This is a genomic window from Streptomyces sp. NPDC046977 (assembly GCF_040644455.1).
Classification (GTDB): domain Bacteria; phylum Actinomycetota; class Actinomycetes; order Streptomycetales; family Streptomycetaceae; genus Actinacidiphila.
Map to the genome: position 1 here is coordinate 177,467 of NZ_JBEYWO010000019.1, position 15,731 is coordinate 193,197.

Sequence of the window (15,731 nt, forward strand, 5' to 3'; positions counted from 1 at the left end):
CCGGGCATGAGACTCGGTGTCCTCGACGTGGGTTCCAATACCGTCCACCTGCTGGTCATGGACGCGCACCCTGGCGCGCGTCCGCTGCCCGCCTACTCGCACAAGGCGGAGCTGCGGCTGGCGGAGCTGCTGGACGAGCGGGGCGCCATTCGCGAGGACGGCGTGCGGCGGCTGGTCTCGCAGGTCGCCGACGCGCTGATGGTGGCCGAGGACAAAGGCGTCGAGGAGGTCCTGCCGTTCGCGACGTCCGCGGTCCGCGAGGCGGCCAACGGCGACGAGGTACTGGCCCGGGTGGCCGAGCAGACCGGTGTCGATCTCACCGTGCTCTCCGGCGAGGACGAGGCGCGGCTCACCTTCCTGGCCGCCCGCCGCTGGTTCGGCTGGTCCGCGGGACGGCTGCTGATGCTCGACATCGGCGGCGGGTCCCTGGAGGTCGCGTACGGCATGGACGAGGAGCCGGTCGCCGCCGTCTCCCTGCCGCTCGGCGCGGGGCGGCTCACCAGCGGATGGCTGCCGGGCGACCCGCCCGCCGGTGACGACGTCCGCTCGCTGCGCAAGCACGTACGGGCCGAGATCGCCCGCACCGTCGCCGGGTTCAGCCGCGTCGGCGCGCCCGACCACGTCGTCGGCACCTCCAAGACCTTCAAGCAGCTCGCCCGCATCGCCGGCGCCGCCCGTTCCGCCGAGGGGCTGTACATCCAGCGCACGCTGACCCGCAAGTCGCTCGCCGACTGGGTGCCCCGGCTGGCGGCGATGACCGAGGGCGCCCGCAAGGAGCTGCCCGGCGTCTCGGAGGGCCGCGCCCGGCAGTTGCTCGCCGGCGCCCTCGTCGCGGACGCGGCGATGGACCTGTACGGCGTGACGGAACTCGAGATCTGCCCCTGGGCGCTGCGCGAGGGCGTCATCCTGCGGCGGCTGGACCTGATGGTCAGCGAACGGGTCTGACGCTCCGGCGGCCCGCCGCGGACTCGTGCGGAACCGGCGTCCCGCGCCGTGTCGATCGCGTCACGTCGGCCCGGTGCGATGTGCCGTTCGGCGGACCGGCCGCCGTACGCTGTTCCCCGTGGCAGCCCCTGACCCTGTGGACCCGAACGAACACACCGTGCGCGTACCCGATGCGAAGGTCGCGCTGTCCACGGCGTCCGTGTACCCCGAGTCGACGGCGACGGCCTTCGAGATCGCGGCCCGGCTCGGGTACGACGGTGTCGAGGTCATGGTGTGGACCGACCCGGTCAGCCAGGACGTCGAGGCGCTGCGCCGGCTGTCGGACTACCACGGCATCCCGGTGCTCGCCGTGCACGCGCCCTGCCTGCTGATCACGCAGCGCGTCTGGTCGACCGACCCGTGGGTGAAGCTCCAGCGGGCCCGCGCGGCCGCGGAGAAGCTGGGCGCGTCGACGGTCGTCGTCCACCCGCCGTTCCGCTGGCAGCGCGCGTACGCCCGGGACTTCGTCTCCGGCATCTGGCGGATGGCCGGCGAGACGGACGTGCGGTTCGCGGTGGAGAACATGTACCCGTGGCGCTACCGCGACCGGGAGATGCTCGCGTACGCCCCCGACTGGGACCCCACCGGCGAGGACTACCGGCACTTCACCATCGACCTGTCGCACACGGCCACGGCCCGCACCGAGACCATGGAGATGCTGGGGCGTATGGGTGACCGGCTCGGGCATGTCCACCTCGCCGACGGCAGCGGCTCCGGCAAGGACGAGCACCTGGTGCCCGGGCGCGGCACGCAGCCGTGCGCCGCACTGCTGGAACGGCTCGCGACCGGCGGCTTCGACGGGCACGTGGTGATCGAGGTGAACACCCGGCGCGCGATGTCCGCCGCCGAACGCGAGGCCGACCTCGCCGAGGCGCTGGCCTTCACCCGGCTGCACCTGGCCGCCGCGGCGCAGGTGGGCTGATGCCGCAGGAGCCCCCGCACGACCCCGAGGCGCCGCAGGACGCGGAGAGCGCGGCCGGCACCGGCCGGCGCGGCCGCGGCCGTCCCGCGGGAGCCCGGTCGGGCACGCCCGAGACGCGGGACCGCATCCTGGCGGCGGCGCGCGAGGAGTTCTCCGCGCGGGGCTACGACAAGACCTCGATCCGTTCGATCGCCCGGTCGGCAGGCGTCGACGCCGCCCTGGTGCACCACTACTTCGGGGCCAAGGAGCAGGTCTTCGCCGCCTCGATCGAGATGACCTTCGAGCCGGCGTTCGGCGTGCCCGACGTGCTGGCGGCCGGCCCCGACGGCGTGGGCGAGCGGCTGGCCCGCTTCTTCGTGAGCATCTGGGAGAACCCGGTCACCCGCGCCCCCATGCTCGCCGTGATGCGCTCGGCGGTCTCCAACGAGACGGCGGCGAGCGTGCTGCGCGGCATCGTGCTGCGGCGGATGCTGGAGCGCGTGGCGGCGGAGCTGAAGGTCCCCGACCCGCGGCTGCGGGCCGAACTCGCCGCCTCGCAGATGGTCGGCATCGCGATGATGCGCTACGTGGTGCGCATCGAGCCGCTGGCGTCCGCGGACATCGAGGAGGTCGTCCGCCTCGTCGCGCCGACGCTCCAGCGCTACCTGGCGGACCCCGACCCCGGCGCTGCCGTCACGGGCTGAACCGCCGGAGCGGGAGCGGCACCGCCCTTCCAGTCCCTGGACGACACGTCCGCAATACGGACACACCGTCGTTCACGGCGGCCCGGGGCGTAACCTCGAAAACTCCAGGATGGAAACGTAGGGAGTGGTCCCCGTGCCCGAGCTGAGGTCCCGCACAGTCACCCACGGCCGCAACATGGCGGGCGCGCGCGCCCTCATGCGGGCCTCGGGCGTAGCGAGCGAGGACATCGGCAAGCCGATCATCGCCGTGGCCAACAGCTTCACGGAGTTCGTGCCCGGGCACACGCACCTGCAGCCGGTCGGCCGCATCGTGAGCGAGGCGATCAAGGCCGCGGGCGCCGTGCCGCGCGAGTTCAACACCATCGCCGTCGACGACGGCATCGCCATGGGCCACGGCGGCATGCTCTACTCGCTGCCCTCACGCGACCTGATCGCCGACTCCGTCGAGTACATGGTCGAGGCGCACTGCGCCGACGCGCTGATCTGCATCTCCAACTGCGACAAGATCACTCCGGGCATGCTGATGGCCGCCCTGCGCCTCAACATCCCCACCGTCTTCGTCTCCGGTGGCCCCATGGAGGCCGGCCGCGCGACCCTCGTCGACGGCACCGTGCGCACCCTCGACCTCATCGACGCGATCGCCGACGCCGTCAACGACAAGATCTCCGACGAGGACATCCTCCGCATCGAGGAGAACGCCTGCCCCACCTGCGGCTCGTGTTCCGGCATGTTCACCGCCAACTCGATGAACTGCCTCACCGAGGCGATCGGCCTGTCCCTGCCCGGCAACGGCTCGGTCCTGGCCACCCACACCGCCCGCAAGGCGCTGTACGAGGACGCCGGCCGCACGGTCGTCGACATCACCCGGCGCTACTACGAGCAGGACGACGAGTCCGTGCTGCCGCGCTCGATCGCCACCTTCAAGGCCTTCGAGAACGCCATGGCCCTCGACATCGCCATGGGCGGCTCCACCAACACGATCCTCCACCTGCTCGCCGCCGCCCAGGAGGCGGGCGTCCCCTTCGGCCTGACCGACATCGACGCCGTCTCCCGGCGCGTGCCGTGCCTGGCCAAGGTCGCCCCCAACGTCGCGAAGAGCCGCACGTACTACATGGAGGACGTGCACCGCGCCGGCGGCATCCCCGCCCTGCTGGGCGAACTCCACCGCGCCGGCCTGCTCAACGAGGACGTGCACGCCGTCCACTCCCCGTCGCTGGCCGACTGGCTCAAGACCTGGGACGTCCGCGGCGGCTCCCCCTCCGCCGAGGCCGAGGAACTCTGGCACGCCGCCCCCGGCTGCGTCCGCTCCGCCGAGGCGTTCTCCCAGTCCGAGCGCTGGGAGGCCCTGGACACCGACGCCGCCGAGGGCTGCATCCGCTCCGCCGAGCACGCCTACTCCAAGGACGGCGGCCTCGCCGTGCTGCACGGCAACCTCGCCGAGGACGGCTGCGTCGTGAAGACCGCCGGCGTCGACGAGTCCATCTGGACCTTCGAGGGACCGGCCGTGGTCTGCGAGTCCCAGGAGGAGGCCGTCGACAAGATCCTCCGCAAGGAGATCACGGAGGGCGACGTCGTCGTCATCCGCTACGAGGGCCCCAAGGGCGGCCCCGGCATGCAGGAGATGCTCTACCCCACGTCCTTCCTCAAGGGCCGCGGCCTCGGCAAGAGCTGCGCCCTGATCACCGACGGCCGCTTCTCCGGCGGCACTTCGGGGCTCTCGATCGGCCACGCCTCCCCCGAGGCGGCCTCCGGCGGCACGATCGCCCTCGTCGAGGACGGCGACCGCATCCGGATCGACATCCCCGGCCGCACCATCGAACTCCTCGTCACGGACGAGGACCTGGCCGCTCGCCGTGCCGCCCTCGGCGGCGTCTACGCCCCCAAGGCACGCGAGCGCAAAGTCTCCCTGGCGCTGAAGGCGTACGCGGCGATGGCCACCAGCGCCGACAGGGGCGCCGTCCGCGACGTGTCCAAGCTCGACGGCTGACCGCCGGCGCGCGACACCCCGTCCGGGTCCGGGATCCCTTCCGCTCTCACCAGCGGGAGGGATCCTTCGCGTCCACCGCGAACACGGTGCCGTCGGGCGCGGTCGCGAACACCTTGCCGTCGGCGACGACGGGGGCGGGGGGCGCGCCGGAGACGAGGCTGCTGTCCTTCGCGGGGCGCGGGCTGGTCTGACCGAGGAAGCCGCCCCGCTGCGCGTCCATTGCCAGCAAACGGCCGTCGGCGGTGGCGATGTACAGGCGGCCGTTCGCGACGACGGGCTGCGAGGACTCGGTCACCGCGGTCTCCACGCGCCACAGTTGTGCGTCGCCGTTCCCTCGGCTTGTGTCGAGGGCCACCAGGGCGCCGCCGAATTCGAGCAGGTAGATCCGCGTGCCGCTGACAGCAGCCTGTACGCCGGGCATGGGGAGAGGCAGGGGGGTGCGTTCCGCCGACCAGTCGCCGGTGTTCACGCGCACGACCGCGTCGACGCGGGACATTTCGTCCGTGGAGGTCAGGAAGAGGGCGCTGCCGGACAGGCCCACAGGCATCAGGGCTCCGTCGAACCGTTGCTGGTCGCGGACCTTCCCGTCGGCCAGATTCAGCGCGCTCACCCGCGTGTGCCTGCCGTCGCCCGAGACGTCCACGGCGTAGGCGGTACTGGAGCTGCTGAGGGCGGCGAACACGGGCTGGGACTCGCCGGGCAGTGTGCTGTGCCAGCGCTCGCGGCCCGTCACGCCGTCGACGGCGGTGAGATCGCCGCCCGCCTTGAGCAGCAGCACGGTGTTGCCCACGCTGTAGTAGGCCCCCTGGTACGCGGAGATGTCCACCTTCCACAGGAGCTTGCCCGTCGTGGGGTCCAGGCCGGTCAGTTGCCGCTCGTCATGAGTGACGACGCGCAGCACGCCACCCGCGAGGACCGGCGGTTGCGGGTCGGCGAGATCGCCTGTGTCGGGGCTGGGAACCGACCACTGCACCCGTCCGCTGTTCGCGTCGAGCCGCGCGGCGGCGACCCCCGGCCGCGTGCAGAAGACGGCTTCGCCCTCGTGCACACAGGCGGCCGGGCCGGCATGGTCCCCCTTCGCGGGCAGGGTGCTCTGCCAAGGGGTGAAGGCCGGGGCGGACGGGCTGCCTTGCTGCGCGGCGGGTTGTTCGTTCGCGGCATCCGGGCCGTCGGCCAGGTGTTGGACTGCGAGCGCCGTGGCGGATCCCAGGACGGCCAGTGCCACTGCCGCGGCGACGGTGAGCCGTTTCCCGGACCGGCGGGCGGGACGCGCGCTGTTCGGGGCGGACGCTGCCGCGGGTGCCGCGGCGGGCCTGGCGGAACCCGATCGCTTCCGCAGTTGCGGGGTCAGCTCTTCGCCGGTGAAGTCCCCAAGGTCGAAGGCGCTGAAGGTCTGGGTGTCGTAGGAGGCCGAGACCGCCTGCAACTCGGCCATGATGACGTCAGGGGTGGGGCGGTCGTCCGGGTCCTTGGCGAGGCAGCGCTCGATGAGCGGCCGGAGGTCGGTGGGTATGCCTTCCAGCTCCGGCTCTTCGTGCACCACTTGGTACGCCACGATGTACGGGCTGTCCGAGGTGAACGGGCTCCGCCCGGTCGCGGCGTGGACGAGGACGCTCGCCATGGCGAAGACATCGGCGGCCGGCCCGACCGACCGGGGGTTCCGGAACTGCTCGGGCGCCATGAAGGGCGGCGTGCCGATGAGCTTGCCGGTCTCCGTGCGCAGGTCGCTGTCGGACGGACGGGAGATGCCGAAGTCGATCACTTTCGGACCGTCGGCGGCCAGCAGGACGTTGCTCGGCTTCAGGTCCCGGTGCACGACGTCGACCCGGTGAATGTCTCGCAACGCCTCGGCAAGGCCGGCCATCAGGTACCGCACCTGCGCCGGGGCCACCGAACCGTTCCTCTTCACGAACTGGGCGAGCGTGGGCCCGGGGATGTAGAGCGTCGCCATCCAGGGCCGCTCGGCGTCGGGGTCCGCGTCCACGACGGGCGCCGTGAAGGCCCCGCTCACCCGGCGGGCGGCGCCGACCTCCTGGCGGAAGCGCGCCCTGAACTCGGGGTCCGCCGCCAGTTCCTCGTGCACGACCTTGACGGCCAGACGCATGCCGGAGGTGGAGCGCGACAGGTGCACCACACCCATGCCACCGGCGCCGAGCCGGCTCTCCAGGCGGTACTGCCCGGCGTATTCCGGACGTTCCGCTTCCGGTCCGGTGCCGGGTCTGCCCGACGGCGGCATGACCCACCCCCGAGTTTTCGTCCGTGGCCGCAACCCAGGGAGCCTAACCGATCGTCCTTACGGCGAAGGCCCGGATTGCTAGCCTGCACTTGACAGAGCGTGAATCTTCACGGGGGAGACCATGGCCGAGAACAGTCTTGACGCGCCCGCTGAACCGTTGGTGGAGGCGAAGGCGGCCAGTGCCGCCGCGGACACCGTGTACTACTCCGTCGCCCCGGGCTGCCGCCTGAACGTCCGGTCGGGCCCCGGGACCAGCTTCCAGATCGTCAAGGTCCTTCCGTACGACGTGAAGGTGCCCGTCATCTGCCAGGCGCCCGGTACGACGGTCAACGGCTACTACGGCACGAGCAACATCTGGGACCGGATCGCCCCGGGGCAGTACGTGTCGGACGCGTACGTGCACACCGGCAGCGACGGTTACATCGCGGGACGCTGCGGCTGACGCCGGCGTCCACATCCACGGACAGGGGACCACGTGTTACGTACGCGCAGCAGACGGCGCAAGGTGCTGGCCGCCGGTGCGGCCGGCATGGCCGGGGCGGTGTTTCTGGTACTGGGCGGCGCGGCCGAGGCATCGGCGGCCGCCAATCTCGTCTACTACGACGTCGCGCCGGGCGCGCGGCTCAATGTCCGCAACGGTCCGGGCACCAGCTACCAGATCGTGAGGACACTGCCCACCGACGCCAAAGTGCCCATCTTCTGCCAGACACCGGGTTCGACGGTGAGCGGCTACTACGGCACGAGCAACATCTGGGACCGGATCGGCCCCGACGACTACGTCTCCGATACGTATGTGCACACCGGCAGCGACGGCTACGTGACGTCGCACTGCTGACGGCGGGCCGCGGGGGCACCGGTGCGGTCCCCCGCCCCAGGGGTCGGGGGACCGCACCGCGGGGAAGACAACCGGCATGACCTCACAGCCGACACACCGCCGCCGGTACGCCCAGTCGTTCAACGCCGTCGCCGCGCAGTACGCCGCCGCGCGTCCCGGGTACCCCGGTGAGATGTTCGACGCCGTCGAGGAGCTGGCGGGCCGCCACCTCGCGGGCGCGGCCGTGCTGGACGTCGGGGCGGGGACGGGCATAGCGACCGCGCTGCTGCGGGCGCGCGGGGCGCACGTGACGGCGGTGGAGCCCGGTACGGGGATGGCGGCGCAGCTGCGGGCGGGGCAGCCGGGGGTGCCGCTCGTGCGCGGGGACGGGAACGCGCTGCCGTTCGCCGCGGGCGTCGCTGACTTCGTGACGTACGCGCAGGCCTGGCACTGGACGGACCCGGCGCGCTCCGCGCCGGAGGCGGCGCGGGTGCTGCGCCCGGGCGGCGCGTTCGCGCTGTGGTGGAACCTGCCGGACACCGATGTGCCGTGGATCGTCGGGCAGGAGGCCCGGCTGGCCGCCCGTGTGCCCGGTCACCACGAGTACGGCCTGTCGGGGGACGCCGAGAGCGTCCTGCGCTCGCTCGGTCCCGGTCTCGGCCTGAACCCGCGCTCCCGGTCGCTGCGCTGGACCCGTACGGTCCCGGTGGACACGCATCTGGCGATGCTGGGCAGCCGGTCCTACTTCGCCGTGATCGGCCCGGACGCCGCCGCCCGGATCCTGGAGGAGGAGCGGCGCGAGCTGCTGGCGCTGTTCCCCGACGGCCTGGTCGTCGAGCCGTACCGGGTCGCGCTGACCGTCGCCGTGAAGGACCCGACGGACCAGTCGGACTAGCGGGCCCTGCGGGAGGCCGCCACCGCTCCGACGACGCCGACGACGCCCGCGACCAGGGCCCCGCGCCACAGACCGTCCCAGAGGCTGCCGAAGAAGCCCTCGGAGGTGAGGATCTGGCGCATCACGAGGTCGGTGACGAGCAGCATGCCGCCCGGTACCAGTGCGACGCGCCACGGGTGTTCGGCCGCCCAGCGGCGGATGCGGTGGTCGGACCGGGGGCCGCGCCCCGTCACCGCGCCGGCGCCGCCGACGAGGAAGAAGAGCATCAGCGCGACGGAGCAGGCCGCGGCGATGACGCGCAGTCCGAAGTGGCCGTCGATGACGGACAGGGTCAGGGAGACCCCGCCGCCGATGGCCCCGACCGCGGCGGCGGGCCGCCAGGGGCCGAGGGTGGCCGAGGCCAGCGCCAGCTGGCGCTTCTCGCCGCGGGTCACGTCCCGCGGCGGACGGGAGGGATCGGTGGAACGGCTCATACCGCCACGGTCGCCCGGGGCCGCGCCGGAAGCCATAGGGGATGTCCCTGAGACGGCCCGGAACCCGGTGTCAGGGCCGGGACGCTCCCGGCCCCGGCCCTGACACCGTTCCCGCACGGTCCCGCACGGGTCCCGCCCCGGGCCGGGATCGCCGCCCGGGGCAGGAGTGCGGGGTGTCTCAGGTGCTCACGCCGCTGCCCGCTGCACCCGCACCGGCGTCACCCCCGCCTCGTTGTGCCGCTCGGCCCATCCGGCGAGCGCCATGCCGCAGGCGTGGTCGAGGTGGCGCAGCCGCCGCAGGTCGAGTTCCATGGCCCGGTTGCGCGGCAGCGCCTCCAACTGGTCGAGCAGCCGGGGCAGTCGCAGGAAGGTGGCGTTGCCCAGGACCCGTACGACGATCGGGCCGCCGCCGCGGTCGTCGATCTCGACGTGGGTGTGGGAGGTCTCCCACGCCGCCTTGACCACGGCCGTCAGCAGCCCGATCAGGACGCCCTCGAACATGTTGGTGGCGACGATCGCGACCGCCGTGATCACCAGGACGACCGCCTCGCCCCGGTGCTCGCGCCACAGCGGCACCAGCGCGCGGAACGGGACGAGCTTGCAGCCCGCGTGCACCAGCACACCCGCGAGGGCCGCGACCGGGATCACCCCGAGCGCGGCCGGCAGCAGCGCGGCGAACAGCAGCAGCCACACCCCGTGCAGCACGCGGGACGCCTTGGTGCGGGCGCCCGCCTGGACGTTGGCGGCGCTGCGCACGATCACGGCGGTCATCGGCAGGGCCCCGAGCGCCCCGCAGAGCGCGTTGCCCGCGCCCTGTGCGATCAGTTCCTTGTCGTAGTCGGTGCGCGGCCCGTCGTGGAGCCGGTCCACCGCCGCGGCGCTGAACAGGCTCTCGGCGGAGGCGATCAACGCGAACGCCAGCACGGTGCCGATCATGGACAGGTTCGCCAGCTGGGCGAACTGCCCGGCGCCCGGGGGCTGGACGGAGTCGAGCAGCCCCCGTACCTCGACGCGGGCGACGGGCAGCCCCAGCAGCACCGCCGCCGCGGTGGCCAGCGCGACCGCGGCCAGCGGCCCCGGCAGCACGCGCGCGGCGCGCGGGATCCGGGGCCACAGCACCAGGACGGCGATCGTGCCGGCCCCCAGGAGGAGGGCGGTGAGCGCCGTGCCGGAGCCGGCCACGTCGCGGGCGAGCCCGGTGATCCCGGCGAGCTTGGCCGGGCCGGAGGCGGGCGCCTTGACGTCCGCGAGCGCGTACACCTGCCCGGCGATCAGCACCAGGCCGATCCCGGCGAGCATGCCCTGCACGACGGCGACCGAGATCGCCCGGAACCAGCGGCCGAGCCGGAGTATGCCCATGAGCATCTGCAGCAGGCCCGCGACGAGCACGAGCACTCCGAGCGCCGGCAGTCCGAACTCCCGCACGGCCTCGAAGACCAGCACGGTGAGCCCGGCCGCCGGGCCGGACACCTGGAGGCTGCTGCCCGGCAGCAGCCCGGTGAACAGTCCGCCCACGATGCCGGTGACGAGGCCGAGTTCGGCCGGGACCCCGGAGGCCACGGCGACTCCCACGCACAGGGGCAGGGCGACGAGGAAGACGACGAGCGAGGACGTGAGGTCGGCACGGAGGGTCGTGGGCCGGGCGGGAACGCGCCGGATCAGGCGGTTCACCGGGCAGGGGCGGTGTCGGCGGACGGGTGGTGGGCGATCCGGGGTGGGGGGAGGGTGCCGGTGCCGAGATCGCGGCCGGCGCCGGTCAGGGGTCGTGCCCGTGGGGCGTCGTGGGCAGGGTGGATGAAGGTCTTCATTTTCGGGTGGCCTCCATTGCGCCCCGTCCTGGAAGCGGACGGGGCGTGCGTGGTCGAGCTGTGTGGGGGGTCGGGTGCCCGCGGCGGTGCCCGGACCGCGGCGCGGGGCAGCGGTCGGTTCGACGTCGCCGCAGCCGGCGATGGCCGGCGGGGACGACGTCAGAGGGCGACGGGCGGCGTCGGGACGCCGTCCGTCAGCAGCGGAACACCCCCAGGGCGACCGGTAGTTCGCCTGATCTGGTGAGCGGGACGGCCTGGCGCGCCGTGCGCGGTGCCGTGACGGTGGCGGGCCGGTGTCCGCCCGCGTTCACGACCGGGTCCTCGGCCGGGGAGCCGGTGCGCGGGGCCGGTGACGGGACGCCGAGCGCCCCGGGCACCACCAGGCCCGCGCCGTTGCCCTCCTGGCGGTGACTCAGGCAGTGGCGTTGCTCGGACTGCGTGTACGCGGTCCTCGCTCCCGCCTCGCGGAGCGCCGTGGGTGCGGGCTCCGCGGCGGTGCTGCCGAGAGCCAGGAACAGGGAGAGCAGTATGCCGACGCCGGCGGCGACGACGCGTCCAACTCCCTTGCCACAGCGCACAGTTGCCCCCGTTCCGAGGTGTCGCGGTCTCCATTCTGCCCGGTCGGCCCCTCTATTTTGCAAGCTCTTGAGGTTAACGCAGCGTAAATGATCCGTCACTCGAATGGATGTACTTGCCCCGTCTTGACGGGCGGTCACCGCGGGAGCAGTATTCACCGCATGATGAATAAATCCGAGGGCCCCGTGGCAGCGGCCCAGGGTCCCGCCGTCCATGCCGCCAGCCTGACCGTCCTGCGCGGCGGCCGCACCGTCCTGGACGGCCTGGACTTCACCGTCCCCCGCGGGGAGATCACCGGACTGCTGGGCCCCAGCGGCTGCGGCAAGTCGACCCTCATGCGCGCCGTCGTCGGCACCCAGGCCCGCGTCACCGGCACCCTCGACGTGCTCGGCCGGCCCGTCGGCCACCGCGAACTGCGCCCCAGGATCGGCTACGTGACCCAGGCGCCGTCCGTCTACCTCGACCTGACGATCCGTCAGAATCTGAACTACTTCGCCTCCGTCCTCGGCGGCGACGCCCGCGACCACGTCGACCGGGCCATCGCCGACGTCGACCTCACCTCGCACGCGGGCGCCCTGGCGGGCAACCTCTCCGGAGGACAGCTCAACCGGGTCTCCCTGGCCGTCGCCCTGCTCGGCTCGCCCGAACTCCTCGTCCTGGACGAGCCCACCGTCGGCCTGGACCCCGTCCTCCGCCGCGACCTGTGGGAGCTCTTCCACCGCCTCGCCGCCGAACGCGGCGCCACCCTCGTCGTCTCCAGCCACGTCATGGACGAGGCCGAGCGCTGCCACCGCCTGCTGCTCATGCGCGAGGGCCGCATCCTCGCCCAGGGCAGCCCCGACGCACTGCGCTCCCGCACCGGCGCCGCCACCGTCGAGGAGGCCTTCCTCCGCCTCGTCGACGAGGCCTCCGGCCGCACGGCCCCGCACCCCGCGACCCCGAACGAGGCCGAGGAGGCCGTCCGATGAGCACGCACCGCACCCTCGCCACCGCCCGCCGCGTCCTGCTCCAGCTGCGCCACGACCCGCGCACCATCGCCCTCATGGTCGTCGTGCCCTGCGTGCTGCTGACGCTGCTGTCCTGGGTCTACGACGCCGGCCCCCGCACCTTCGACACCGTCGGGGCCTCGCTGCTCGGCATCTTCCCGCTCATCACGATGTTCCTGGTCACGTCCATCGCCACCCTCCGCGAGCGCACCTCCGGCACGCTGGAACGCCTCCTGTCCATGCCGCTCGGCAAGGGCGACCTGCTCGCGGGGTACGCGCTCGCCTTCGGCGCCATCGCCGTCGTCCAGGCGGGGCTGGCCACCGGCCTCGCCGTCCTCACCCTCGGCCTGGACGTCACCGGGTCCGCCTGGCTGCTCCTGGTGGTCGCCCTCGCCGACGCCTGCCTCGGCACCGCACTCGGCCTCTTCGTCAGCGCCTTCGCCGCCAGCGAGTTCCAGGCCGTCCAGTTCATGCCCGCGGTCCTGCTGCCGCAGCTCCTGCTGTGCGGACTGCTCATGCCGCGCGGCCAGATGCAGCCCGTGCTGGAGGCCGTCTCCAATGTGCTGCCCATGTCGTACGCCGTCGACGGCATGCAGCAGGTGCTCACCCACACCGACATCACCGGCGACTTCGTCCGCGACCTCGCCGTCGTCGCGGGCAGCGCCGCCGTCGCCCTGGCACTGGGCGCCGCCACCCTGCGCCGCCGCACCGCCTGACGCACCCGGGCGGCCCACCCCAGCGCCCGACCCGTCCGACCGCACCGTGGACAGCGACCCCGCGGCCGCCGTCCCCGGTGCGAAGATGGGCCCATGACCCAGAAAGTCGCCGTGCTCGGCACCGGGAAGATCGGCGAGGCCCTGCTCTCCGGGATGCTCCGCGCCGGATGGAAGCCGGAAAACCTCCTGGTCACCGCCCGCCGTCCGGCCCGCGCCGAGGAACTGCGCGCCCGCTACGGCGTCGAGGCCGTCTCCAACGACGAGGCCGCCAAGACCGCGGACACCCTCATCCTCGCCGTCAAGCCGCAGGACATGTCCGCCCTCCTGGACGAGCTGGCCCCGCACCTCGCCGCCGACCGCCTCGTCATCAGCGCCGCGGCCGGCGTGCCGACCTCCTTCTTCGAGGAACGCCTCGCCGCCGGCACCGCGGTCGTCCGCGTCATGCCCAACACCCCCGTGCTCGTGGACGAGGGCATGTCGGTCATCTCCGCGGGCAGCCACGCGGGCGAGCAGCACCTCGTCCGCACCGAGGAGATCTTCCAGCCGGTCGGCAAGACCCTGCGCATCCCCGAGTACCAGCAGGACGCCGCGACCGCGCTGTCCGGCTCCGGCCCCGCGTACTTCTACTTCCTGGTCGAGGCCATGACCGACGCCGGCATCCTCCTCGGCCTCCCCCGCGCCCAGGCCCACGACCTCATCGTGCAGTCCGCCATCGGCGCCGCCGTCATGCTCCGCGACAGCGGCGAGCACCCGGTCAAGCTGCGCGAGGCCGTCACCTCCCCGGCCGGCACCACCATCAACGCCATCCGCGAGCTGGAGAAGCACGGCGTGCGGCACGCCCTGATCGCCGCGCTCGAAGCCGCCCGCGACCGCAGCCGCGAGCTCGCCTCCGGCAACGGCTGACGCCCGGCGGCCCCGCCGCCCCCGGAACCCGGGAGCGGCGGGCCCGGCCGTTCCTCACGCGGGAGGCAGCAGCCCGATCGCCCGGTAGGCCGCGTCCACCGTCGGCCGCGCCAGGGCCCGCGCGCGCTCGGCCCCCGTACGGAGCACCCCGTCCACGTACCCCGGATCGGCCGCCAGGTCGGCATGGCGCTCCCGCAGCGGCCGCAGCTCCTCGACCACCGCCTCCGCCGTGTCCTTCTTCAACGCCCCGTACGAGTCGTAGTCCGCGGCGAGCTCCTGCGGCGTCCGCCCCGAACACGCCGACAGGATCTCCAGCAGGTTCGCCACGCCCGGCCGCTCCTCGGGGTCGTAGGCCACGTCCTGCCCGCTGTCGGTCACCGCCCGCATCACCTTCTTGCGGACCGTCTCCGGCTCGTCCAGCAGATAGACGATCCCGGGACCGGAGTCGTCGGACTTCCCCATTTTCGAGGCCGGGTCCTGCAGATTCATCACCCGGGCGGCCACCGCCGGCAGCACCGCGCGGGGCACCGTGAACACCGGCCCGTACCGCTGGTTGAAGCGCTCCGCCAGATCCCGCGTCAGCTCGACGTGCTGGGCCTGGTCGTCACCGACCGGCACCTCGTCCGCCCGGTACGCCAGGATGTCCGCCGCCATCAGCACCGGATAGGTCAGCAGCGACAGCCGCACGCTGCCGCCCCGGCGCTGCTCCTGGGCGGCCTTCTCCTTGTACTGGATCATCCGCCGCATCTCCCCGTCCGTGGCGGTGCACTCCAGCAGGTAGGCGAGCCGGGTGTGTTCGTCCACATGGCTCTGGACGAACAGGGTGCACACCGCGGGGTCCAGCCCCGCGGCCAGCAGCAGGGTCGCGGCCTGCCGGCTGAGCCGGCGCACCCGGGCGGGATCGTGGTCCACCGTCAGCGCGTGCAGATCCACCACGCAGAAAAGGGACTCGGCCCGGTGCTGGTCCACCGCGGCCCACTGGCGCACCGCCCCCAGGTAGTTGCCCAGCGTCAGATGCCCGGTCGGCTTGATCCCGCTGAAGACCCGCGTCATCTCTGTCTCCTCCTGCTCGATGCCCGTCCGGCTCGGCGGACCGCAGGAGAAACGCAGACGGCCGCCGGAGCGGCGGCCGTTGGGTGCATGCGCTGACTGGTCGGCCGCCTCAGGCGGCCCACCACATGTCCGTGCGCGCATGCGTGGTCATGCCTCGACGGTAGCGCTCGAACGAGTTGCGGGCCACAGGTTTGAAGCACGCGTGGGCGTGGTGTAGTGTTCTCTAGCTGCCTCGGACGGGCGACCTTCCAACAGCAGCCACTCACGCCGCCCGGCGGCAAACCACTACCGCACGACTTCCCCACGGGGTCGATTTCGGCATGCCGAAATTCGGTCCGAATGACTCGATTATGAGTCGCGGGGGGAATCCGCTAAAGTAGTGGACACGCCGGAAGGCGTGAAACAAAAACCCCGCTCCAACAGGGGGCCGGAAACGAAGAGCGGAAACGCGAAACGGATCTGGTAAGGTTGGAGACAACGAAGGGAAAGCCCGGAGGGGCCGGTGAAACGGTCTCGAAGGAAGCTTCCGTTCCTTGAGAACTCAACAGCGTGCCAAAAGTCAACGCCAGATATGTTGATACCCCGTCTCCGGGCCGCATCGGTCTGGGGCGAGGTTCCTTTGAAGAAAAACACAGCGAGGACGCTGGGCACGTCGGGATTATTCCTCCCGATGGTGCCGCTCTCGTGAAGACATT

16 protein-coding genes are annotated in these 15,731 nt (G+C 72.6%); 10 read left to right on the plus strand and 6 right to left on the minus strand.

The genetic code is table 11. From position 1 onward, the window contains the following. Positions 1–6 precede the first annotated feature (6 nt). The 4 genes from ABZ883_RS26765 to ilvD all read left to right on the plus strand — a co-directional run bounded on the left by ABZ883_RS26765 (position 7) and on the right by ilvD (position 4,576). Positions 7–945: a Ppx/GppA phosphatase family protein gene (locus tag ABZ883_RS26765; protein WP_360910335.1), complete on the plus strand. Its 939-nt coding sequence runs from the start codon at positions 7–9 to the stop codon at positions 943–945. 157 nt (positions 946–1,102) lie between these two features. Further along, positions 1,103–1,906, plus strand: coding sequence for a sugar phosphate isomerase/epimerase (locus tag ABZ883_RS26770; RefSeq protein WP_360910375.1), 804 nt, complete (start codon positions 1,103–1,105; stop codon positions 1,904–1,906). Next, positions 1,906–2,589 carry a TetR family transcriptional regulator gene (locus ABZ883_RS26775; protein ID WP_360910337.1) on the plus strand — a complete coding sequence of 228 codons (684 nt, stop codon included), beginning with the start codon at positions 1,906–1,908 and terminating at the stop codon, positions 2,587–2,589. The genes ABZ883_RS26770 and ABZ883_RS26775 overlap by 1 nt, the downstream gene beginning before the upstream one ends. A gap of 133 nt (positions 2,590–2,722) precedes the next feature. Further along, positions 2,723–4,576 carry a dihydroxy-acid dehydratase gene (ilvD, locus tag ABZ883_RS26780; protein WP_360910339.1) on the plus strand — a complete coding sequence of 618 codons (1,854 nt, stop codon included), beginning with the start codon at positions 2,723–2,725 and terminating at the stop codon, positions 4,574–4,576. 46 nt (positions 4,577–4,622) lie between these two features. Here the strand turns inward: ilvD and ABZ883_RS26785 are convergent, their stop codons facing one another. After that, on the minus strand, positions 4,623–6,812 hold the full coding sequence (locus ABZ883_RS26785; protein WP_360910341.1) for a serine/threonine-protein kinase: 2,190 nt from the start codon (positions 6,810–6,812) through the stop codon (positions 4,623–4,625). A gap of 121 nt (positions 6,813–6,933) precedes the next feature. Between ABZ883_RS26785 and ABZ883_RS26790 the strand changes: the two genes are divergently transcribed. From ABZ883_RS26790 to ABZ883_RS26800, 3 genes are all read left to right on the plus strand, one after another. Beyond that, positions 6,934–7,254 (plus strand): SH3 domain-containing protein, encoded by a 321-nt coding sequence (locus tag ABZ883_RS26790; RefSeq protein ID WP_360910343.1) that lies wholly within the window; start codon positions 6,934–6,936, stop codon positions 7,252–7,254. 87 nt (positions 7,255–7,341) lie between these two features. Beyond that, a complete protein-coding gene (locus ABZ883_RS26795) occupies positions 7,342–7,647 on the plus strand; it encodes an SH3 domain-containing protein (protein WP_360910377.1) in 306 nt (101 codons plus the stop codon). Positions 7,648–7,723: 76 nt separating this feature from the next. After that, complete coding sequence (locus ABZ883_RS26800; protein ID WP_360910345.1) at positions 7,724–8,521, plus strand: class I SAM-dependent methyltransferase; 798 nt, start codon at positions 7,724–7,726, stop codon at positions 8,519–8,521. Here ABZ883_RS26800 and ABZ883_RS26805 read toward each other — a convergent pair. The 4 genes from ABZ883_RS26805 to ABZ883_RS26820 all read right to left on the minus strand — a co-directional run bounded on the left by ABZ883_RS26805 (position 8,518) and on the right by ABZ883_RS26820 (position 11,380). Next, positions 8,518–8,994: a hypothetical protein gene (locus ABZ883_RS26805; protein WP_360910347.1), complete on the minus strand. Its 477-nt coding sequence runs from the start codon at positions 8,992–8,994 to the stop codon at positions 8,518–8,520. The genes ABZ883_RS26800 and ABZ883_RS26805 overlap by 4 nt on opposite strands. Positions 8,995–9,180: 186 nt before the next feature. Beyond that, entirely contained in the window at positions 9,181–10,665 is a 1,485-nt protein-coding gene (locus ABZ883_RS26810; protein WP_360910349.1) for a SulP family inorganic anion transporter, read from the minus strand. After that, positions 10,662–10,802: a hypothetical protein gene (locus ABZ883_RS26815; RefSeq protein WP_360910351.1), complete on the minus strand. Its 141-nt coding sequence runs from the start codon at positions 10,800–10,802 to the stop codon at positions 10,662–10,664. The genes ABZ883_RS26810 and ABZ883_RS26815 overlap by 4 nt, the downstream gene beginning before the upstream one ends. A gap of 194 nt (positions 10,803–10,996) precedes the next feature. Further along, positions 10,997–11,380 carry a hypothetical protein gene (locus tag ABZ883_RS26820; RefSeq protein ID WP_360910353.1) on the minus strand — a complete coding sequence of 128 codons (384 nt, stop codon included), beginning with the start codon at positions 11,378–11,380 and terminating at the stop codon, positions 10,997–10,999. Positions 11,381–11,539: 159 nt separating this feature from the next. Here ABZ883_RS26820 and ABZ883_RS26825 point away from each other — a divergent pair, with 159 nt between their 5' ends. From ABZ883_RS26825 to proC, 3 genes are all read left to right on the plus strand, one after another. Beyond that, positions 11,540–12,346 carry an ABC transporter ATP-binding protein gene (locus ABZ883_RS26825; protein WP_360910355.1) on the plus strand — a complete coding sequence of 269 codons (807 nt, stop codon included), beginning with the start codon at positions 11,540–11,542 and terminating at the stop codon, positions 12,344–12,346. Further along, positions 12,343–13,080: an ABC transporter permease gene (locus ABZ883_RS26830; protein WP_360910357.1), complete on the plus strand. Its 738-nt coding sequence runs from the start codon at positions 12,343–12,345 to the stop codon at positions 13,078–13,080. Before ABZ883_RS26825 ends, ABZ883_RS26830 begins: the two co-directional genes overlap by 4 nt. Before the next feature lie 93 nt (positions 13,081–13,173). Further along, entirely contained in the window at positions 13,174–13,983 is an 810-nt protein-coding gene (gene proC / locus ABZ883_RS26835; RefSeq protein WP_360910359.1) for a pyrroline-5-carboxylate reductase, read from the plus strand. A 54-nt stretch (positions 13,984–14,037) separates the two neighbouring features. Here the strand turns inward: proC and trpS are convergent, their stop codons facing one another. Then, positions 14,038–15,036, minus strand: coding sequence for a tryptophan--tRNA ligase (trpS, locus tag ABZ883_RS26840; RefSeq protein WP_360910361.1), 999 nt, complete (start codon positions 15,034–15,036; stop codon positions 14,038–14,040). Positions 15,037–15,731 lie beyond the last annotated feature (695 nt).